This window comes from Streptomyces sp. NPDC031426 (assembly GCF_055581585.1).
In genome coordinates this window covers 445,826-466,627 of the sequence record NZ_JBVIJE010000002.1, presented here as the reverse complement: position 1 = coordinate 466,627, position 20,802 = coordinate 445,826, and the positions used below count along the sequence as shown (strand labels likewise).

12 protein-coding genes and 2 pseudogenes are annotated in these 20,802 nt (G+C 68.6%); 4 read left to right on the top strand and 10 right to left on the bottom strand.

Translation table 11 applies throughout. From position 1 onward, the window contains the following. Positions 1-126: 126 nt before the first annotated feature. Entirely contained in the window at positions 127-1,308 is a 1,182-nt protein-coding gene (locus ACZ5NH_RS04920) for a ParB/RepB/Spo0J family partition protein (RefSeq protein WP_468772988.1), read from the bottom strand. Between the two features lie 1,088 nt (positions 1,309-2,396). Then, positions 2,397-2,575: pseudogene (locus ACZ5NH_RS04915) on the bottom strand (IS21 family transposase); the annotation flags it as partial. Between the two features lie 67 nt (positions 2,576-2,642). Between ACZ5NH_RS04915 and ACZ5NH_RS04910 the strand changes: the two are divergent. Then, positions 2,643-3,671, top strand: a complete 1,029-nt coding sequence (locus ACZ5NH_RS04910) for a 2,3-diaminopropionate biosynthesis protein SbnB (protein WP_468772987.1) — start codon at positions 2,643-2,645, stop codon at positions 3,669-3,671. 24 nt (positions 3,672-3,695) lie between these two features. On the opposite strand, the gene ACZ5NH_RS04905 is transcribed toward ACZ5NH_RS04910, so the two are convergent. Both ACZ5NH_RS04905 and ACZ5NH_RS04900 read right to left on the bottom strand, forming a co-directional pair. Continuing rightward, entirely contained in the window at positions 3,696-4,469 is a 774-nt protein-coding gene (locus ACZ5NH_RS04905; protein ID WP_468772986.1) for a hypothetical protein, read from the bottom strand. Beyond that, on the bottom strand, positions 4,466-4,777 hold the full coding sequence (locus ACZ5NH_RS04900) for a PadR family transcriptional regulator (protein WP_388625872.1): 312 nt from the start codon (positions 4,775-4,777) through the stop codon (positions 4,466-4,468). The genes ACZ5NH_RS04905 and ACZ5NH_RS04900 overlap by 4 nt, the downstream gene beginning before the upstream one ends. 210 nt (positions 4,778-4,987) lie before the next feature. Here ACZ5NH_RS04900 and ACZ5NH_RS04895 point away from each other — a divergent pair, with 210 nt between their 5' ends. Further along, positions 4,988-6,217, top strand: coding sequence for a cytochrome P450 (locus ACZ5NH_RS04895; RefSeq protein WP_468772985.1), 1,230 nt, complete (start codon positions 4,988-4,990; stop codon positions 6,215-6,217). A gap of 45 nt (positions 6,218-6,262) precedes the next feature. On the opposite strand, the gene ACZ5NH_RS04890 is transcribed toward ACZ5NH_RS04895, so the two are convergent. The 4 genes and pseudogenes from ACZ5NH_RS04890 to ACZ5NH_RS04875 all read right to left on the bottom strand — a co-directional run. After that, a complete protein-coding gene (locus tag ACZ5NH_RS04890; protein ID WP_388625861.1) occupies positions 6,263-7,297 on the bottom strand; it encodes a hypothetical protein in 1,035 nt (344 codons plus the stop codon). Between the two features lie 41 nt (positions 7,298-7,338). Further along, positions 7,339-8,022: a hypothetical protein gene (locus tag ACZ5NH_RS04885; RefSeq protein WP_388625859.1), complete on the bottom strand. Its 684-nt coding sequence runs from the start codon at positions 8,020-8,022 to the stop codon at positions 7,339-7,341. Next, complete coding sequence (locus ACZ5NH_RS04880) at positions 8,019-8,885, bottom strand: ABC transporter ATP-binding protein (RefSeq protein WP_468772984.1); 867 nt, start codon at positions 8,883-8,885, stop codon at positions 8,019-8,021. Before ACZ5NH_RS04880 ends, ACZ5NH_RS04885 begins: the two co-directional genes overlap by 4 nt. 102 nt (positions 8,886-8,987) lie before the next feature. Beyond that, a pseudogene (locus tag ACZ5NH_RS04875) lies at positions 8,988-9,251 on the bottom strand (hypothetical protein); the annotation flags it as partial. A gap of 170 nt (positions 9,252-9,421) precedes the next feature. Here ACZ5NH_RS04875 and ACZ5NH_RS04870 point away from each other — a divergent pair. Both ACZ5NH_RS04870 and ACZ5NH_RS04865 read left to right on the top strand, forming a co-directional pair. Then, complete coding sequence (locus ACZ5NH_RS04870; protein WP_468772983.1) at positions 9,422-10,375, top strand: aspartyl/asparaginyl beta-hydroxylase domain-containing protein; 954 nt, start codon at positions 9,422-9,424, stop codon at positions 10,373-10,375. A 121-nt stretch (positions 10,376-10,496) separates the two neighbouring features. Next, positions 10,497-11,390 (top strand): oxygenase MpaB family protein, encoded by an 894-nt coding sequence (locus tag ACZ5NH_RS04865; RefSeq protein ID WP_450982027.1) that lies wholly within the window; start codon positions 10,497-10,499, stop codon positions 11,388-11,390. Here ACZ5NH_RS04865 and ACZ5NH_RS04860 read toward each other — a convergent pair. Both ACZ5NH_RS04860 and ACZ5NH_RS04855 read right to left on the bottom strand, forming a co-directional pair. Next, positions 11,365-16,080, bottom strand: a complete 4,716-nt coding sequence (locus tag ACZ5NH_RS04860; RefSeq protein ID WP_468772982.1) for an amino acid adenylation domain-containing protein — start codon at positions 16,078-16,080, stop codon at positions 11,365-11,367. The two genes, ACZ5NH_RS04865 and ACZ5NH_RS04860, sit on opposite strands and share 26 nt — an antisense overlap. Then, complete coding sequence (locus ACZ5NH_RS04855) at positions 16,077-20,774, bottom strand: amino acid adenylation domain-containing protein (RefSeq protein ID WP_468772981.1); 4,698 nt, start codon at positions 20,772-20,774, stop codon at positions 16,077-16,079. Before ACZ5NH_RS04855 ends, ACZ5NH_RS04860 begins: the two co-directional genes overlap by 4 nt. Positions 20,775-20,802: the final 28 nt, after the last annotated feature.

Here is a 20,802-nt window from a genome sequence, read left to right as displayed (position 1 = left end):
TCCTCCTTGGAGTGCGACTGCCTTGTGGAAGAAGACCTGGTACGGACCAACAAAGGGAGAGCCGGCGGCACGATCACGCACTCACGACCGCTGAAGAGTCGAGGAAGGCGTCCCTGACGACCGCAGTCACCCGGTCCAGCGTGATCTGCGACAGGCCGTTGTGGGGTGAGGTGGGATCCATTCAGCACTCCTCCTCGTCCGCGGGCGACTGTCCGTGGAGTCAACCCATGACTCGCTCCGAAGCGCTTCGCCGTAAGTGCTTCCCCGCGAACGCCGGGACTCGAGCTTCCGGGCGAAGTACAGCCAGGATTCACCGCAGGCCCTGGCGACCTGAGCCATCGCGGCGCTGCAGTGCGGCGGAAGCCGCTGAGCCAGGTGCGCCCACTCCTCCGCTTTGATCAAGTGCAGCTGAAACAGCCGCAGGACGGTACGCCCCGCTATCGTGTGGCGCACCGACGGGTCCCGCCGCAGCGCATCGAGCAGCGGACCGACCTCCGTCGGCGACGGGGGCATCGTCTGGTTTTGGAGTGCCGCGGAGAGCCCGTCATAGGCTTCCTTGCCATTGGCCTTCCCGCCATTGACTTCCGCCCGCTGCCGCGGAGGCACCGGGTCCTGGCCCGAGCGGATCCTGTCCCGGACATCTTTTGCCGTGGACACGGCGATCCCCGCCTCCTGGGCGATCTTCCGTAACGGAAGGTGGGGGCTCTTCTTGATCAGTTCACCGGCACGTTCACGTCCGCTGGCCAGATCCACAGGTCGCGACCGGCCATCCGCACCTATCCGCACGTTTGACTGCGGAGTCTCCGCAGTCAGATTGCGCCTCAGGACCGCGATTGTCTTGTCCGAGAGGCCGCTCACGGACGCGATCACCCGATTCGACCACTCCGGGTGCGAGCGGATGATGCGCAGCGCTGCGGCGGTCCGATCTGCCCGTGACAGCGGAAGCCCATGGCGGGTATTGAGCGTCACCGCCAGGACGAAGGCATCCTCCTCGGTGCCATCAAAGAACCAGACGTCAATGTAGTCGTCATTACGCAACTTGGCCGCACGCAACCTGTGCATGCCATCGATTACCCGGTTCGTACCACGATGGACGATGATCGGTGGAAGTTGATCGTCCACCTCTGCCAGAGCCATCGTATGGCTGGAATCCTCCCCCGCTGTACGCGGGGAATCCGCATCTGAGAGTTCCGCAACCGGAACACTGGTCACTCCGCCGGCCAGGCGCTCACCCTCCTGCCATTCGGCCAGGAACCGCGCAACCTGACCCCCGAGACCCTGCACGGTCCCGCGCACCTCAATCGACATGCTCCCCCGTTCCGCAACCGGTACCCACGTTAAGGCCGGAGCGCCGGCGTGCTGGAATCCCGAGAAGGGATCACGCTCCTGCCGGGTCGACGCGCCTGCCACCGGTTGCTCTTCCGCGCAATTCGAAAGACTTACGGCGCCGTATCGCCGTGGAACCTACGTATCGCCTCACCCGCCTTACCTCGTGGCCGACATTACCACCAACATGACTTGAACATGACGCTCAACGCAGACTTCAGCAACAACTTTCGGCACGTCAACAGTGCGTCAGAATCTTTTGCCACCTTTAAGATCTCTTGACGAAACGATAATCGCCAAGTCTTCGGCGCGCAGCAGTAGGCCGGGCCGCCCCGATCTTGCTCTCGGGACGGCCCGGCCTGCTGAGATTCTTCCGGTGACACATGAAGAGTGGTGCCGAGTACCGCCGACTCCGCCCGGCTTCGAATTCCAAATGGAAATACGGTAGAAGCCGGACTCAAAAGGCACTGACAATTCCCGCACGAGACGGACTCCGTGCACTCCCAACTCACCCAGTGGCAATTGCCCAGTAAGGTGGACTTCGGCGAGCCGGCGGCGAGAAACGAGGATCGTCGCCCCCACCCGAGCGACGGCCCCGGCCACCGCCTTGCGGCCTCGAAGCAGCGCGGTCCCGCACCGGCTGCTCCACAGCGACCCCTTCCTTCCAGACACTTCGTCTACGTGCGGTCCGGCAGCACGACGGCGTCGGCGCCCTGCCGCCAACGCCCGCACCCGCGCCGCTCGTTGCGCGGCCTTCGATCGAACACACCTCGCATTACCTGAACTGTACTACCGCATCGCCTATCACAGGAGTCCTTCCCGCAAGGACCTGCTTCGGGAGCTCTCCGACGCGGAGAACGTGCCAGGACCGTCAGCCCAGGCCGAACCATTCCCGGCACTACGGCACGACCATACGCACGTGCCTGCCCGCCGCCCCGGAGACCAAGGGCCGATCCGAGGCGACGGTGAGCAGCATTTGACGCGCCCTTCCCCCACCGTGTGCACTGGGCACGGGGCCTGTCGGGCCGGTTCCACGGTTCGAGTGCGGAGATTCCGCGGTCAAACGCCCGGACGGGCGGGCGCATCTTGCGCTGCGAGCGGACCACTGGTCCTCGATCTTCGGCAGACAGTCGTCGATCGCCCGGGCCCGGTGACGGCGTCGGCCGGGGTGCCGGCCGGCGACCCGCGTCTTCATATGCCGCGCCACCGTGCGGTAGTCGCACCCGGCCGGCTCGGCCATGGCACGGTAACCGAGATTTCTTCACATGGACCCTCCATGAATTGATCCGCGCGCCATTACCGTCAGGAGACATGCGATGAGCACAGTCAGGCATGATTCGCAAGAACTCACCGTCGTCCCCGCAGCTGTCGTCAGTCGAATTCTGGAAGGACTCGGAAAAGAAGGCGCCGGGATCGTCGAAACCGTCTACCGGCAGGCGGCCCGGGGTGAACTGGTAAATCCCGACAGTTTGTTCCTCCGGCCCGACCCATCAGACCGGCGGCGAGCGATCGCGCTGCCCGCGTATGTCGCGGGCGAAACCCCCGCCATGGGCTTGAAATGGATATCCAGCTTCCCAGGAAATCTGGATCGCGGACTTCCCCGGGCATCCGCGTTGATCGCGCTCAATGACGTGGCGACCGGATTTCCCAGGGCTGTACTCGAAGGCGCCCGGATCAGTGCCTTCCGCACTGCGCTCTCCGCGACGGTGGGCGCCCGCGCGCTACGCGGCGGGGATCTGGCGATACGCCGGATGGCCGTCGTCGGCACTGGGTATATCGCGGACGCCACCGTCAGGGCCATGGCAGAACAGGGCTGGCGTTGCGGCTCCGTCGCCGTGCATGACCTGGACGAGGAGCGGGCGCGCTCATTCGCCGCCTCCCACACCCACGGCATCACCGACACAGTGACCGTACAGCGCACGCTGCGCGCGACGCTCGACGACGCGGACCTGGTGCTCTTCGCCACCACGGCTGTGGAGCCATACGTCGGGGAAGCCGACTGGTTTTACCCTGGGGCCGTCGTACTGCACATGTCTCTGCGCGATCTCAAGCCCGCAGCCATGGCGGGTGCCGAGCACATCGTCGACGAGGTCTCGCACGCGCTGCGGGAGAAGACCTCGCTCGCCCTCGCGCTCGATGAGGGCATCGTCCAGCGCGCCAACATCACCAACATCGGCGACCACCTGGACGGCCGAATCCGCCGGAACCCGAGCAAGACCGCCGTGTACGCACCGTTCGGGCTCGGTTCCCTGGACATCGCGGTTGCCGCTCTCGTCCTGCAGCGCGCGCTGGGCAGCGAGGGCGTTTTCACCGTGCCGGACTTCTCCGGAGCAAGCGCCCGATAGCGACAACTCAGGGCACCGGCAGGATCAGCCTGCCGGTGCCGCCTTCTTGCGGAGGTCCTGGCCGGTGCTCAGGGCCATGGCGGCCAGCAGGCCCAGCATCACGGTCTGAACAATCACACCGAATCCGGCCGCGCCGCAGATCACCGCGAGGAGTCTCTGACCCGCCGCGAGTGCTAGTCCCCCACCGAGATACAGCAGCGCTGCGGACAACCGGCGCGCGGCCGGCGCGGCGGCAGCCCTTACCACGCGGGCGACCAGCATGCACAGGCACAGCGCGACCGAGGCCAGGGTGAGCCAGTAGTAGAGCGTCAAGGCGGCATCCACCCACCCCGTGGCCCGGGCGAGAATGCCGTTGCGGGCCAGCATGAACAGGATCCCCACCTGGGCGACCGGGACGGCCAAAAGGCGCACCATCACGACGAGTAGGCGGCACAGAGCGGCAATGCGGAGCGGCGGCAGAGGGGTGGCCAGGACGGTGCCGACCAGAAGCGGCGCCAGCCACAGGCTGGTGAGCGGATGGCCGATGTCGGTGGTCACGGTGACCGCGGGTGAACCGGTACGCAGCAGGAGCACGGTGGCCGAGGCGATGACGAAAAGGGTGACGGTCAGGACGCGACGGGTCTGGCCGGTGGAGGTTTCCGGCCAGTCAGCCGGGTGAAACCAGAGCCGCGCGGCCCCGGCCAGCGTGTCCGGCCACGAGCGAAGGCCGGTGGCCTGTACCTCCCGGCACAGGTCCTGACCCCAGCGCTCCCGAACGGCTGGTGGGTAGAGGCCAGCCAGGAGGCGAGCCGCCCTCATGCCGGGTCCACCCCGAGCGCGTGCAGGCCTGCCGAGGAGACCCGGGCCATCTGCTGAAGTTCGGTGCGCAGCAGGTTACGTCCGGCGTCGGTGATCTGCATGGTGCGGTGACGCTGCCCCGGATCGTTCGCCTCGTCTGCGGGCCGGATCAGTCCATGTGTCTCAAGGCGGGAGAGGGCGCCGTACAGGCTCCCGGGGCCGAGTTTGGTGCCCGACAGGGACTCGATGGCGGTGTTGATCGCGTAGCCGTGCAGCGGGCCGTCCGCGAGGACGGTGAGTACGAGCATCTGCGCATTGTTGCTGTGCATGGGCCTCCATCCCTGATTTTCCCGGGACATTGTACGCCAAGTCGTGGCACGTGCCACGAAGTAAAGGCGCCAACAACGCGACGCCGGGCGCGACTTGTCGCTGCTCGCCGCGGCCTGCGCCCCGCGGCTACGATTGCCGCGCACTTCTCGAATCCGCCGCGCCGTCGCCCTCGCCCGGGCGGACGGATGCCGTCGAAACGGATCAGTGACATGCGCCAGTTCCAACCCGACACGCTCGACGACATAGCCGCGGTGAATCTCGCGGATCCCGCCACACACTCGGAGTTAGACCTCGCCGGGTTCTGGCGCGTGCTGCGGCGGGACAGGCCCGTGTATTGGCATCCCGCAAAGGATGGCAAACCCGGGTTCTGGGTGCTCTCGAAGCACGCCGACGTCCTGGCCGTGTACAAGGACGAGGTCAACTACACCGCCGAAAAGGGCAATGTGCTCACCACTCTTCTCCAGGGCCACGACACGGCCGCAGGGAAGATGCTGGCGGTGACGGACGGCCGGCGGCATCGGGACGTTCGCAACACCCTCCTCAAGGCATTCTCACCACGTGCACTCAGCCGGGTCGCCGAGCGGATCCAGAGGAATACAACCCGCAGGATCGAAGATGCCTTGACCCGGGGCGAGGTGGACTTCGCCGCCGAGGTCGCCGATCACATACCCATGGGCACCATCTGCGACCTGCTCGGCGTACCCGAGAGCGACCGACCGTACCTGCTCCGCCTGAACAAGTCCGCATTGAGTTCGGAGGAGCAGGACGCGGTCGACGGCGATGCCTGGGCGGCCCGCAATGAGATCCTGATGTACTTTCTGGAACTGGCCACCGAGCGTCAGCAGGCGCCGCAGGACGACGTGATCAGCACCCTCGCCACCGCCACCATCAACGGCGAGCGCCTCACCCCTCACGAGGTCATCTTCAACTGCTACAGCCTGATCATCGGCGGAGACGAGACCAGCCGGCTGTCGATGCTCGGCGCAGTGCACTCCTTCATCGAGCACCCCGACCAATGGCAAGCCGTCAAGTCCGGGCGGGCCGGCCTCGATACAGCAGTCGAGGAAGTGCTGCGCTGGACCACCCCGGCCATGCACTTCGGCCGGGTGGCACGAGAGGACGTCAAGGTGCGCGAGGAACTGATCCGGGCCGGCGACGTGGTGACGCTCTGGAACAGCTCGGCGAACCGGGACGAGGAGGTGTTCGACGAACCGGAGACCTACGACCTCACCCGGACACCGAACAAGCACCTCGCCTTCGGATACGGCCCGCACTTCTGTCTCGGCGCCTACCTGGGCAGGAGCGAGATCCGCTCGCTGCTGGAGGTGCTGCGCGACCGGGTCGGGCGGATCGAGCCGACCGGTCCCGTGCAGCGCACACATTCCAATCTGCTGAGTGGCATCTGCCGCCTCCCGGTGCGGCTGACGCCCTCGCACTAGGCAGAGGGGCCGGCGGCCCGACGGGGGATTCGGACCGCCGGCCGGCTATCGCCTCCGGGCGGACCGGAGGAAGACCACGGCGAACACCAGGGCGAACATCACCAGCGCGCAGCTGAAGGTGAGTCCCGCGTACTGCGCGGGGGTGTCGATCGTCCCGGTGAAACCGATGGCACTCCAGATGCTGCGCCGCAGGCCCATCGAGACTGGCAGGGCCAGCGCGCCCGCGGTCACCGCGACGTAAGCCGCGTGCCTCAGCGGACCCGTCGGTGCGGGCCGGACGGTGAGTCGCAGCAATGCGTCGCAAATGACCGCGAAGGCGAACATGCCGCCTGCGAACCATGCGCCCTCGATGAAGAACAGCGAGCTGAAGCCGTCCTCCTGCATCTGCGAGCCGGCCAGCCCGACGCCACCGAGCAGGCTGGCCACCACGACGAGGAGGGTGAAGCGCCGGCGGATCCAGGCGGCGGCGTCGGTACGCACCAACCAGCCGGAAAGCCACCCGAACGCCCGCGGGAACCTACGCCCCAGCAGATCGGCGAGTAGCTGCGTGTCCTGCAGCCAGTCGCCGCCCTCCTGCCGGCCGATCCGTACGGGCAGCAGCCTCCGCGCCCGTGCGTGGACCAGCCAGGTGAGAGCGGTCGGCACGGTGACCACGCCAAGGGCGCCGATGAGCCAGGGCGTGCCCGAGTCCCACAGACTGCGCTGCGCGCCGGTGGCTGTCGCGACCCAGTCGGCGGCGTAGGTCAGCGAGACGAGCGCCGTGGCGATGCCGCTGGCGCGCAGCAGCTGGGTGACCCGGTACAGCGGCAGCGGCTCGGCGCGCCGGCACAGGGGCAAGCGCAGCACGACGAGGAGGACGAGGATCGGCACGCAGAAGAACGTGAACGTCACGACCGCGTCGTAAGGGTCGTCCTGCCAGGGGCTCCCGTCACGAACGGACTTAGCCTGGGTGGTCACGTAGCCGAACACGACGAAGAGGATCGCGTTCAACACAGCCCCCACGAGCGCTGTCCGTACCGCCGGCCGCGCTCGGTGCCCGACCGGCAGGCTCTCACTATCGGCAATCGTCATGTGGATCACTCCATGTGCGGAACCGGAGCCACGCGGGCTCCCCGTACGCGCTAACTGTTGACGTCCTGGCGCAGGAAGAAGACCAGTGCGGCGACTTCCAGGATCAGGAAGGGGATGTACGCGTGGCTGATCGCCCCGCTCCAGGCGCCGCCCGTGAACTTCCCCATGGTGATGTTCTGAACCGTGATACCGGGAAGCCAATGGTCACGGCTGGGGTTGGACAGGAACTTCTCCACCGGCAGGACCCAGCCGAGCGTCAGCGTCAGCCCCACCGGAATGCTGCGGGTGAACACGCCGATCGCGTGGCCGAAGAGGGTGAGCGCTCCGATCCCAATCAGGAGCTGGCCCGCCACGGCGGCGTCGTGCGAGACCGTCGGCGTCTTGCTCTGCACCGCGCTCGCCAGGTATCCCATCACCCCCGCGACGATGCAGAACACCACTCCGAGGGTGAGTGAGGCGGCGAGCTTCCCGAGGAAGACCTCGCTGCGCCGCGGCCGCGCTATGAGCCAGGGCCGGATCGTACCGCTGCTGAAGTCCCCGCCGGCGACTACGGCCGCGCGGCACATGAAGATCGAGGCCACGACCATGCCCGCCTGCTGGAATCCGCCCAGCGGGGTCTGGTGCTGCGGTTTGTAGTTGAACATCAGGAAGCCCAACAGCGAGAGGGCGAAGAGCATCAGCAGAAGGTGGGCTCGGTTGCAGGTGCGCAGCAGCTCCGCGCGGTACGTCCTCATGGGCGCGCTCCTGAGATCGCGGCCTGGAAGGCCTCTTCGAGAGTGGGGGTGACATGGGCGAGCTCGACGAGCTTGATGCCGGCTCCGGCCGCGATCTCGAAGATCTGGCTGGAGAGCAGGTCGGCGTGCCCGTCGGGTGTCACTTTCAACTCGTCCCCGGTCCGCTCTATCGCGAGGCCTTGCTCCTCGAGCAGCACCGCCAGGCTTCCGGTCGCAGCCCCGTCGAGGGCGCGAACGCGCAGGCTGGGCTTGCCGACGAAGGCGTCGAACGGCCCGTCATAGTGGACCTTGCCCTCATGAATGAGGGTCAGCGCGTCGGCGGTTCCCTCCAGTTCGCGCAGCTGGTGGGTGGAGACCACCATGGCGACGTTGCGGTCCGCGGTGCGGCGGATCAGGCGGCGCAGGTGCTGAATCGCCTCCGGGTCCAGCGCGTTGGTCGGCTCGTCCAGCAGCATGACCGCCGGCGAAGCCAGCAGTGCGGCGCCGATCGCCACCCGCTGCCGGTAGCCCTGGGAGAGCGCCTTGACGCGCTTGCCCAGCACGTCGTCGATCTCCATCAGCGTGGCCACCTCCTTCAGTTCGGAGGCGGGCGCGCCGGTCAGGACGCGCTGGATCTCAAGATTGCGGCGAACCGACAGTCCCGGATAGAGGGCCGGGCCCTCGATCATCGCCGAGAGAGGCCGTTCACCGTCGCCGACCCGCATCGTCACCGAGCCCTCGGTGGGACGGATCAGCCCGGTCATGACCCGCATAGTGGTCGATTTTCCGGCGCCGTTGAGGCCGACCAACGCGGTGACCTGGCCCCGCTTGGGGGCCCAGTCCAGTGCGTCGACGGCGACGGTCGTTCCGAACTTCTTTGTCATACCCGCAAGGACAACGGGTGACTCGCTGTCTGCCATGCCAGGGATACTACACGCCGCGTAGCGCTCGTCGCGTACTAATCGGCGCGAACTATCAGGGTCGTGTCATGGCGACCGTGTGAGCGGCGCCGTCAGCAGCGCCGACCTGCGGATGGCAGCCGCCGACGGCTTGTCGTCGGCGCTGGTGCGTCGGCTCGCGGTCGACTCCACCGCTCCGGTGCAGGACATGTCCCCCACCGTGCGGTAGCGAACAGCACGTTCGAGGAGTTGCTCGCCGTCTCCGGGGCCGCCTCAGCCACCAGCCGCGTCCAACTCGGTGAAGGTGGACAGCGGAAAGATCCCTGGTTGCTCGCCGACCTCGTGCACGCCCACGGTGTCAGCCCGTTGCCCTTGTTGCACTACTCCGAGCGGGTTAGCATGTGGGCGAATTTCGCCTGGGAGTTTTCGTACTCCCCTGCGCCGAGCGGGGTTCGGATGTACGCCACCCGCAAGTCGGCAAACCTCGTCAAATCCAGCCCACGCATGGGGAGAACGTGTCGATGCTGCCAGACGCGGTTAAGTTGCGGCCCGAAATTGATGCCGATCGGCTGCGCGCGGACCTGTACGCAGTTGAAAAGCATTTCAGTACCCACACCAATCCGACCCCAGAGGACTCGGACGAAGAGGACGCCGGCGGATGGGCCTACCTCCCACTGCGCATCTCGGGCGGAGACGCGGAGGGCTCCGGGCGGGACGAGGTAGCCGACACGCAGTACATGAAGCACACCCCGTATGTTCGGGAGCTCCTGGAGACCATCGACCTGCCGCTGCGCGCGGTGCGGTTCAGCTCGCTCGCCGCCGGAAAATCGGTACTCGAGCACTCCGACCGACCCTATGGGCTCTCCGCGGGCTGGGTGCGCCTTCATATCCCGGTCGTGACAAACGACCACGCCGTCCTGGTCCTCAACGGAAAGGACTACTGCTGGCAGCCCGGCGAGTTCTGGTACGCGAACTTCGGAACGCCACATTCCCTCTACAACAAGGGCGAGGCAGCGCGGGTCCATCTCATCCTGGACTGCTACATCAGCGAACGGCTCTTCGAACTCTTTCCGGAGCAGCTGCGGAAGGAGATCGAGACCGAGGACATCATGTACTTCAACGGAGGCCAATCACTGCCTGACGATCTGAAGGGCCTCAGTGGCGCAATCACCTTGCCCTCGTCCTTCCTCAGGCCCTATCCCGAGTTTCCCACCGCCAAGGAGTGGAACGCGTTCGAGAAGGACGACGTCGAAGCGGAGTTGTCCGTTCGCGACGGCCACCTCATGGTGAAGCTGGGTGAGCACGAGACGAAGCTGGCCCATCTTGGCAACGGGGCTTTCCGGCCGCTGTGCTGGACCGAGGAGCAGACCTTCGCCATCGAGTCCCACGCCGGTAGGCGCCAGATCGTCTTCCGGTACCGGATCGGCAACCAGGTGCTGGAGACCACGCGGCAGCAGCCCCACCTGGTGGGCTGACGCCCACTTTCGCCCCCGTACCCCTTTCCGGCCGCAGACCACACTCGTGTGGTCGGCGGCCGGAAGCGCTTCTCGCCGCCGGCAGCCGCGAGCGGGACGCGGACCGACTAGCGTTGCCACGGTGACGACGAACCCGCCGGCCGAAGGCCGGATGCCTCCCGAGCCACTGGGCCCCGGTTCGCTGATGTGGGACATCGCCGGCGAGTACCGCGCGTTGCTGATCGTCCCCTCCGCGCTCCTGCTTCAGGTGGCGCATCCGATGGTGGGCGCTGCGGTCTCCCGCCATTCGGTGTTGGGCTCCGACTCGTGGGGACGTGCGATGCGAACCGGATCCTCGATGCTCCGCTACATCTACGGCGGCCCGCTGGCGGTGGCGGAAGGGGAGCGGCTCCGTGCGCTGCACCGCTCGTTCCGGGGCGTCGACGAGCACGGGCGCACCTACCATGCTCTCAACGGAGCGGCGTACGCCTGGGTCAATGCCACCTTGTTCGAGCGCTATGCCACCACCCGGCGGCTGTTCGGCCGCCCGTTACGCCCAGCCCAGCTGCGACGCCTCTACGCGGAGTCGCGGCAGCTGGGCCGCGTCCTGCAAGTTCCCGAGCGGGAGATGCCACCCACGGTGGAGGAGTTTCGCCGCTATTTCCGGGACATGATCCTGCACGGCCTGACGAACACTCCCGCGGCCCGCACGTTGCTCGAGGAAATGCGGCGCCCGCCGCGCCCGCCCGGACTGCCGGCCGGCCTCGACGCCGCCTGGCCGGCGCTCCGGGAGGCGCTGGGCCGGACGGCCCGCCTGCTGGCGGTCGGCACGATTCCGCCCGAGGTCCGGGAACTGCTCGGCGAGCGTTGGACACGGACCGAGCAGTGGGAGTTCAACGCCTTGGCGGCGGCGGTCCGGGCCGGCCACAGCGTCCTGCCGGACCGGTGGCGCTACATGCGCGAGGTCGCCCGGGTGCGCAGCGGTGAGTTCCGGCCCGGCCTGCCGGCTGTCAGTCCTCCTCGTCCCCCAACATAGCCGCGAGGGCATCCAACTGGTCCTGGTCGAGCTGGGCCAGCGGGAAGTCGCGGGGACTCGTGGATCCCGTCCCGGCGTGGGCGGCACACAGTTCCCGGATCCGGTCCAGGAAGGCGGCCGCCAACCGCTCGACGGTGGCGGTGTCATGGATGTGCGGGCAGTGGATCCAATTCACATACAGCCGCCCCTCGGCCACCACCGCGGTGATGTCCAGGAGGTAGCGGCGTATGCCGTCCGGTGCGGCCGTGGGTCCGGTGCTGTCCGGGCTCATGGTGAAGACGCCGTCCTCGCCCGGGCCGCCCGTCGAGAGCTGACCGAGGTAGTTGAAGCGCACCTCGGGGTGGGGCAGCGCGCGCAGCCCGTCAGCCGCGGCATCACTCCGGTTGTGCCTCAGCAGCCCGTAGCCGAGTCCGCCGCCCGGAACCGCGGCCAGAGTGCGGTGCACCCGGGACACGTCGTCAGCCGCCCCGTCGGCCGCCGGGGGGAAGTCCAGGGCCAGGGGGTACATGGTGGTGAACCATCCCACCGTCCGCGAGACATCCACGTCGTCCCAGCGAGACTCGCGGCCATGCCCCTCCATCTCCACGACCACTCGGGTATCGCCGGTCCACTCGGCCAGGGTCCGGCCCAGCGCGGCGAGCAGCAGGTCGAGTGCGCCGACATCGGCCGTGCCCGGGCGCAGCAGTCCTTCGGTCTCCGCCGGGTCCAGCCGGCCGGCCGCCGTGGCGGCGGCGGCATACGTATTGACCTCCGCAGGATCGGCATCGGTGTCCCGCGGCACCGCCAGACCCTTTCCGGAGAGCACCGAGGTCCAGTGGTCGAGTTCGGGCAGCAACTCGTCCGACTGGGCCAGCTCGTCGAGGTGTTGGGCCCAGGTTTGGAACGACGTGGTCTTCACCGGGAACCGCAGCACATCTCCCGACATCAACTGCCCGTACCCCAGCCCCAGATCCTCCAGCAACACCCGCCACGAAACCCCGTCCACCCCCAAATGATGCACCACCAACAACACCCGATCCTCACCCCCCAACCTCACCACCAACCCCCGCAACAAACACCCCGAACCCACCTCCACACCCTCACCCACAGCACCCGCGAACCCCTCCAACACCCCCGGCACATCCCCCCTCAAACCCTCCGGCACCCCCGACAGATCCACCACACCCAACACCACCCGCTCCACCACACCCCCCACACCCACACCCTCCAGAACCCAGCCACCCACCCCATCCCTCACCAACCGCAACCGCAACGCATCGTGATGCCCCACCAACCCCACCAACACCCGCCCCAACACACCCACATCAACCCCACCAGACACCCGCAACCACACCGCCTGGTTGTAAAAACCGACCGCACCACCCCCCTCCACAAACCACCGCACCACCGGCGTCAGCACCACCGAACCCGACACCACCCCCTGCTCACCCAACACCCCACCAGAACCCCCACCCACAAACGGCGCCAACGCCCCCACCGACCGATGACGGAACAACAACCGCGTCGACAACCCCAACCCCAAACGCGCCGCCCGCGCCACCACCTGAATCGACATAATCGAATCCCCACCCAACACAAAAAAATCATCCCAACGCCCAACCCGCTCCACCCCCAACACCTCACACCACACCCCCGCCAACAACTCCTCCACCACACCCACCGGAGCCTCGAACACCCCGCCGGCACCCCGAGAAGCCGACACCGAAACCACCGGCAACGCCGACCGATCCACCTTTCCATTCGACGTCACCGGCAACCGCTCCAACCCCACAAACACCGACGGCACCATATAGCCCGGCAAAAACCGCCCACACCACTCACGCAACTCCTCCTCACCCACCCCCTCCCACACCCCATAAGCCACCAAGCGCACCCCCACACCCGCACCAACCCCCACCACCACAACCCCACCCACCAGCGGATGCGCCCCCAACACCGCCGCCACCTCACCCGGCTCCACCCGGAAACCCCGCACCTTCACCTGATCATCGCCACGCCCGACAAACACCAACTCCCCCCCACCCAAACGCCGCGCCCGATCCCCCGTCCGATACAACCGACCACCCCCACCACCCACCGGATCCGCCACAAACCGCTCCCCCGACACACCACCACCACCCACATAACCCCGCGCCACACCAGCACCCCCCACATACACCTCACCCTCGACCCACACCGGAACCGGCCTCAACCACTCATCCAGCACCACCACCCGCGCCCCACCCAGACCCCACCCCAACGGCACCGAACCCACACCCTCAACAACAGCACCATCAGAACCCGCAACAGACCCATCAACCTCAGGAAGACAATCCCCCACCTCGAACGCCAACACCCCCACCGTCGTCTCCGTCGGCCCGTAGTGATTCACCACCCGACACCCCGGCGCCACCTCACGCAGCCCCCGCACCACACCCCAGTCCAACGCCTCACCCCCCACCACCCACACACCCACACCCTCCACACCCAACCCACGACCACCCTCGACCAACGCCCGCACCAACGACGGCGTCACCTTCACACAATCCACCCCATGCCGGGCCAAATACCCCCCAAACTCCACCGGATCCCCCACACACTCCTCCGGCAACACATGCAGCACACCCCCCGAACACAACGCAGAAAACACCGCCGTGAACCCCAGATCCGCCCCCAACGACGACACCACCCCGAACACCGCACCCGACCCCAACCCCAACACCGACCCCACACCCGCCACATACTCAGCCAACCCCCCATGCGTCACACACACACCCTTCGGCACCCCCGTCGACCCCGACGTGAACACCACATACGCCAACTGCTCACCCCCCAACACACCCACCCCACCCGAAGAACCCACCGCACCCGAAGAACCCACCGGATCCGACGAACACCCAGCCACCCCCTCACCCCACACATCCACCCCCACAACACCCTCACCCAAACCCGCCACATCACCCAAACCACCCACCACAACCCCCACACCAGCCTCCTCCACCATCACCCTCCGCCGCCCCACCGGCACCCCCGGATCCAACGGCACCAACACACCACCCGCCTTCAACACACCCAACAAACCCACCACAAACCCAACCGACCGCCCCGCCACCACACCCACCCGCACCTCAGCCCCCACACCCAACCCCCGCAAACACCACGCCAACCGATTCGACCAACCCTCCAACTCCCCATACGACAACACCCCATCCCCCGCCACCACCGCCACCGCACCCGGCACCCGCCCCGCCCACCCAGCAAACCGCTCATGCACAAACCCAGCCCCGGACACATCTGTGCCGCCGTCGGGGCGGACGGCGAACACGGACGACGGTGCCCCGTCCTCCGGCTTCGCCTCCACGACGGCCAGCTCCCGCACCGTGACCTCGGGGTCCTCCGCGACCCGGCCCAGCACCGCGCACAGCTGGCCCAGCAGCAGCAGCGCATCGGCCGCCGACATCGAGCCAAGGTCATGCCACAGCTCGAGCCGCACGCCGCCCTGCTCCTCCCAGCCCGAGATCCGTACCTCGAACCGTTCGGTCACCGCTTCCAGGACATCGATGGCGGGGCGGTCGACAGCCGTGTCGAACGCCCCTGACGCTTCCCCGTTCTCCCAGTCGAAGCCCGCCCCGAAGCCGCCGTCACCCAGTTCCCCGGCGCCGCCCGACTCCCCTTGGCGCAGACGGGAGTCGAGCTGCTCCCGGCCGAAGTACTCCTGGACCTCCGCCATCCGCTCCAGCTCCGCCTGGAGCCGCAGCACGAACGCCGCCAGCTGCTCGCCGCCCTCCGGCTTCTCGGAGGCGGGCAGGTACTTGGCGATCGGTCCGACGGCCGACCGCAGCTCCTCGGCACGCCGGTTGCCGAAGCGGACGTCGACGGCGAACCGCCCACCGTCGGTGATCCGGTCAAGCAACAGGCGCCAGCTGGCCAGCACCACGGTGGAGAGGGGGACGCCCCATGTCTCGGCCAGCGCGCGCAGCCGCGCGTTCGTCCCTTCCGTCAGGTACTTGACCGTCGAGCCGGGCCGGTACGGCGCGGTGTGCGCGCCGCGCTGCACGAAAGGCAGCTCGGGACGTGCCAGGGCGGCCGGGTCCCGGCCGAGCCAGTACTCTCGCTCGAGCTCGAACTCCGCCTCGTCCAGAAGGCTCTGCTGCCACTGGGCCAGGTCCGCGTACTGCAGCACCTCGTCATCGGCCTGGTCCTTCTCGCCGGCCAGCTCCTGCCCCAGCTCGGCGACCAGGACACCCATCGAGGCCACGTCCGCGCACATCGCCGACACCCGCAGCAGCAGGCGGGTGCCCGATCCCGCTTCCGCCGCGTCCGTCCGGACCAGCAGGGCCTGGATGACCGGGCCGCTCTCCAGGTCGAACGGGGCCGTGCGCAGTGCCTCCCACAGCGCAGCACACCTCTTGCGCTGCTCCTCAGGCGCACTTCCCTGCAGGTCATGAACCGTGAGGGCGACCTCTCCGCCCTCCTCGTCGATCACCTGGAGCGGCACATCCGCACCCTCAGGGCGGCGAAAACCGGTCCGCAGAATCTCATGCCTGGCCACCAGCCGCCCGAGCGCGCCGCGCAGCGCCTCGGCGTCGCAGGGCTCCGGCAGGCGGACGGAGCAGCGGACCGCGTAGCCGGCCGCGCCTCCTGTCGTCAACAGGCTCCAGACACGGCGCTGCTGGCTCGACAGCCGGAATCCCTCGATGGCCGACTTCATGCACGTCCTCCTTGCCTAGGCTCGGGCTCGCCCGCGTCCCGCGTGCGTTCCCGACGAGCGTTCTTCAGACGGTTCAAACTGGCCAGGCTGACGGCGCCGCTTCGCTCGCGGCGTGCACGCTCGTCCACGGCCTCGATGCGCCGGGTGAGGTCCGACAGTCGGGCATCCGGTTCAAGGACCGCCAACTCGACCAGGCGCTCGAAGTGCCGGGCGAGCCGGGAGACGGTCGCGTTCTCGAACAGTGCGGTCTTGTACTCGAATGTGGCGCGCAGCCGCCCGCCCTGCCGCTGGATGTCGAGCCGCAGGTCGTACCGGGCCTGCCGGGTGCCGCCGCGCAGCGGCTCGACCCGTATCCCGGGGAAGGTCTCGGCCAGCTCCGGGGTGTCCTGCACCACGAACCAGGTCTGGAACAGCGGAAGATGGCCCTCGCTGCGCTCCGGTCTGAGCTCCTGGACCACTCGTTCGAAGGGGACGTCCTGGTGGGCATAGGCATCCAGGCAGACTTCGCGGGTGCGCTCCAAGAGCTCGCGGAAGGTGGGGTCCCCCTCCAGACTCATCCGTAACACCAGCGTGTTGGCGAAGAAGCCCACGGTGTTCTCCAGCTCCGCACGACCGCGGCCTGCGATCGGGGTGCCGACCACCACGTCCCCCAGGTGCCGGTTGTGTCCCAGAGCCATCGCGAACACCGTCAGGTACGCCATGAACGGCGTGACTGCCGCTTCGTTGCCGAATTCCTGCAGGCGGGCCACCACCGGGCCGGGCAACTCCGCGGCCACCACCGCGGCATCACCGGTCACTCCGGCCTCCCCACGAGGCCGGTCGGTGGGCAGCGGGGCGTCCGCCACGCCGGCGAGCTGCCCACGCCAGTAGGCGAGCTGCCGCGCCAGCCGCTCACCGCCGAGCCACGAGCGCTGCCAGCGGGCGTAGTCGGTGAAGGTGACCGGTAGCGGCGCCAGTGCGAGTTCGTCCGCGCCGTCGTCCTGCATGGCCCGGTACCCCGCGCCCAACTCCTCGAGCAGCACCTCCAGCGAGCGGCCGTCGGCGATCAGGTGGTGCAGGGCCAAGACCAACACGTGCTCCTGCGGTCCCAGCCGCAGCAGCGCAAGCCGCCACAGCGGACCCTCGGTCAGCGCGAACGGGGTACCGGTGGCCATACCTACCAGCTGTGTGGTGAGGTTGTGCCGGTCGGGCTCGGCCACCCCGCTCAGGTCGAACAGCGGCACATCAGCACGGATTCGCGGGGTCACCACTTGGCGCGGTTCCTGGGGGCAGCTGTCGTCGATGCGGATCCGCAGCGCGTCATGGCGGCCCACGAGCCGCTGCCAGGCGCTCCTCAGCGCGGCAACGTTCAGGCTGCCGTGAAATCGGACCGCGCCGGTGATGTGGTAGAGGGCCGTGCCGGGCTCCCAGGTCTCCAGGAACCACAGCCGCTGCTGTGCGGACGAGAGCGGGGCCGGACCGGCCTCCGGCGTGTGCCGCAGCTCGGGAACCGGTTCCGCGGGCCCACCGTCCCGCTCGTCGCGGGCCTTCTCGACAGCGGCGGCAAGCCGGGCAGCCGTCGTCTCGGTGAACACCAGCCGCAACGGCAGGTCGACGTCGAACACCTCGCGGAGACGGTTGTGCACCCGGGCCGCCGTCAGCGAGTGCCCGCCCAGGACGAAGAAGTCGTCGCCCGGGTCGACCCGTTCAAGGCCGAGGACGTCCTGCCAGATGCCGCACACGACCGCCTCGATCGCGCCACGCGGTTCGCGCCGCCCCGGTCTGTCGGGGCCGGCGGCCGTCCGCTCGGGGACGGGCAGGGCGCGGTAGTCGGTCTTGCCGTTCGGAGTCAGTGGCAGGCCGTCCAGCAGGGTGAATGTGGCGGGGACCATGAACTCCGGCAGCAGCCGCTCACAGTGCGCGCGCAGCTCCGCGGCGGTGGGGGCAGCCCCCTCGGCGACAACATAGGCGGCCAGCTGCCGGTCCCCGCCAGGACCGCCGTCGCGCAGCCGCACCGCGGCGGCGCGTACGGCCGGGTGGCGCTGCAGGGCCTGCTCGATCTCGCCGGGTTCGATGCGAAAGCCGCGCAGCTTCACCTGCTGGTCGGTCCGGCCCAGGAAGGTGACCGCGCCGTCCCCGTCGGTCCGGACCAGGTCGCCGGTGCGGTACATGCGGCCGCCGACGGCACCGAACGGGTCGGGCAGGAAGCGCTCTGCTGTCAACGCGGGGTGCCCCGCGTAGCCGTGGGCGAGCCCGTCGCCGCCGACGTACAGCTCGCCGACCGCATCGGGGGGCACCAGGTTGCCGGCCTCGTCGAGGACGTAGGCGATGGTGTTCGCCAGGGGCCGGCCGATCGGCACGGAACGGGCGCCGTCGGGGACGTCGCGGATCCGGTGCCACAGGGCGAAGGTGGTGCTCTCGGTCGGGCCGTAGACGTGCAGCAGCCGCTCCGGAGGACCCTCGCGCAGCACAGCCGCGGTGAGCGTCGGATCGAGCTGCTCGCCGCCGAACATCAGAGTGCGCAGCGGGGCGAAGGCCGTGGCGTCGGCCGCGGCGATCTGCTGGTAGAGCGCGGTGGTCAGGAAGGCGGTGGTGGCGCCCAGTTCGCGGATCGTGCGGGCATAGCCTCCAGTGGACAGAACGTCGTCCCCGTCCATCACGATGAGGGCGGCACCGTTCAGCAGCGCGCCCCAGATCTCGAACGTCGCTGCGTCGAAGGCGGTGTTGGACGTGTGGCAGATCCGATCGCCCGGGCCGAGGTCGACGTAGTCGGTGTTGAGCACGAGGCGGCTGACGGCGCGCTGCGGAATGACGATGCCCTTGGGAACCCCGGTCGATCCCGACGTGTACATCACGTACGCGGGCCACTCCCCGCAGTCCTTGTGCCGCGCGGGCCGCGGGGAGCCGACCGGGTCGGCAGGCGCGTCGATGCGGAGCGTCGGCACGCCGGAAGCCTCGGGCATGCCAGGTTCGTGCTCGGCGTCGGTGACGATGAGGTCGAGCCCGCTGTCCGCGATCATGCGCGCCAGCCGTGCCGCGGGGTATCCGGGGTCGAGCGGTACATAGGCACCACCCGCCTGCACGATGCCGACCACGGCCTGTACGAAGGCGGTCGAGCGCGGTAGGAAGACGCCGACGCGGCCGCCCGGCCGCAGGCCTCGGTCGGCCAACCGGCCGGCGACGTGCGCCGCCCGGTCTGCCAAGTAGCCATACGTCCACTGTCGGGGGCCCTCGCTCAGGGCGATGGCATCGGCTCGGGCCGAGCACTGCTCCTCGAACTGCTCGAACAGCCCGCGCTCGCGCGGGTATGCGGTGCTGGTGGCGTTGCCCTGTGCGGCCAGCCGCAGCGCCTCCTCCGGTGGCAGCAGCGGCAGCCTGCCGATGGGGGTGTCGGGTGCGGCGGCGAGTGCGGAGAGCAGGTGAACGAGCCGGCGCAGCAGGGTGGCTGCCTCCCGCGAGCCGATCCGGTGGCCGTCGTAGATCAGCTGGAGGGCCGGACCCCGGGCCCGGCCGGGCAGCGCCACCAGCGTCAGCGGGAAGGTCGTCCGTTCCTGTCCGGCGTTGCGGCGGAAGGTCAGGCCGGTGTCGTCGAGCCGGACTCCGCCAGGGTCGGACGGGTAGTTCTCGTAGACCACCAGCGACTCGAACAGGGGGGCGCCGGGGCGCAGGTCGGCCAGGCCCTGTACCCGGGAGAGCGGAAGGTGCGCGTGCTGACGCCCCTCCACCAAGCGGTGCTGCAGGGTCCGCAGCCACTGAACGGCCGGTGTGCCGGGCTCGATGGGCACCCGGACGGGCACGGTGTTGATGCAGAGACCGACCAGGTCCTCGATGCCGGGCAGTTCCGGGGGCCGCACGGCCGTGGTGGTGCCGAACAGCACGGAGTGCTCGCCGCTGTAGCGGCCGAGCAGCAGCGCCCAGGCACCCTGAACGACGGTGCTCACGGTGAGCCCGCGCCGGGCCAGGGCGTCCAGGTCCTCGGCCACCCTCTCGGGCAGCTCGACCCGGTGCGCACCGCCCTCGCCCTCCTCGGGGGCGGGGGTTGTGCCGCGGTCCAACGGCAGCGGGGTGGCCTCGGTGAAGCCGGCCAGTTCGGAACGCCAGAACCGCTCCGTGGCCTTCAGGTCCTGACGCGCCAGCCAGGTGACGTAGTCCTCGAACGGGCGAGCAGCGGGCAGCTGCGGTGCACCGCCGCCGCAGGCGGCCGCATAGCCGGCGGCCACGTCCCGCAGCACCAGCGGCACCGACCAGCCGTCGAGCAGCAGGTGGTGGTGCGTCCAGACGAACTGGTGGACGGCCTCGTCCAGCCGCAGCAGCATGAAGCGCAACAGCGGAGGACGGGCCGCGTCGAAACCGGCCTCCCGGTCGCGGCGCAACAGCTGCGCCAGTCGCTCGTCCCGCTCCGGCTCCGGGACGTCACGCCAGTCCTCCTCCTTCCAGGGCACCTCGACGGTGCGGTGGACCAGCTGGACCGGTGGCTTTCCTTCCACCGCGTGGAAGGAGGTACGCAGTGCCGTGTGCCGCGACACGGCCGCCATCCAGGCGCGGCGGAAAGCCGCCGGGTCGAGCCGGCCCTCGATGAGAACGCCGACCTGTTCGACGTAGGCGTCGTCCTCAGGGGTGAGGAGCGAGTGGAACCACATGCCCTCCTGCATGGGGGTCAGCGGGTAGGCACCCCCGACCGGTGTGGGCCGGGGTGCCGGGGTGGCATCGCTCATGGCAGTCGCCCTTTCGGTCCGTAGGTTG

What these genes read in the sequence shown, in the direction of transcription:
- ACZ5NH_RS04855 (WP_468772981.1), bottom strand. Translation starts at nt 20,774, where the DNA reads ATGAGCGATGCCACCCCGGCACCCCGGCCCACACCGGTCGGGGGTGCC.
- ACZ5NH_RS04870 (WP_468772983.1), top strand. Translation starts at nt 9,422, where the DNA reads ATGCTGCCAGACGCGGTTAAGTTGCGGCCCGAAATTGATGCCGATCGG.
- ACZ5NH_RS04920 (WP_468772988.1), bottom strand. Translation starts at nt 1,308, where the DNA reads ATGTCGATTGAGGTGCGCGGGACCGTGCAGGGTCTCGGGGGTCAGGTT.
- ACZ5NH_RS04895 (WP_468772985.1), top strand. Translation starts at nt 4,988, where the DNA reads ATGCGCCAGTTCCAACCCGACACGCTCGACGACATAGCCGCGGTGAAT.
- ACZ5NH_RS04905 (WP_468772986.1), bottom strand. Translation starts at nt 4,469, where the DNA reads ATGAGGGCGGCTCGCCTCCTGGCTGGCCTCTACCCACCAGCCGTTCGG.
- ACZ5NH_RS04880 (WP_468772984.1), bottom strand. Translation starts at nt 8,885, where the DNA reads ATGACAAAGAAGTTCGGAACGACCGTCGCCGTCGACGCACTGGACTGG.
- ACZ5NH_RS04910 (WP_468772987.1), top strand. Translation starts at nt 2,643, where the DNA reads ATGAGCACAGTCAGGCATGATTCGCAAGAACTCACCGTCGTCCCCGCA.
- ACZ5NH_RS04900 (WP_388625872.1), bottom strand. Translation starts at nt 4,777, where the DNA reads ATGCACAGCAACAATGCGCAGATGCTCGTACTCACCGTCCTCGCGGAC.
- ACZ5NH_RS04885 (WP_388625859.1), bottom strand. Translation starts at nt 8,022, where the DNA reads ATGAGGACGTACCGCGCGGAGCTGCTGCGCACCTGCAACCGAGCCCAC.
- ACZ5NH_RS04860 (WP_468772982.1), bottom strand. Translation starts at nt 16,080, where the DNA reads ATGAAGTCGGCCATCGAGGGATTCCGGCTGTCGAGCCAGCAGCGCCGT.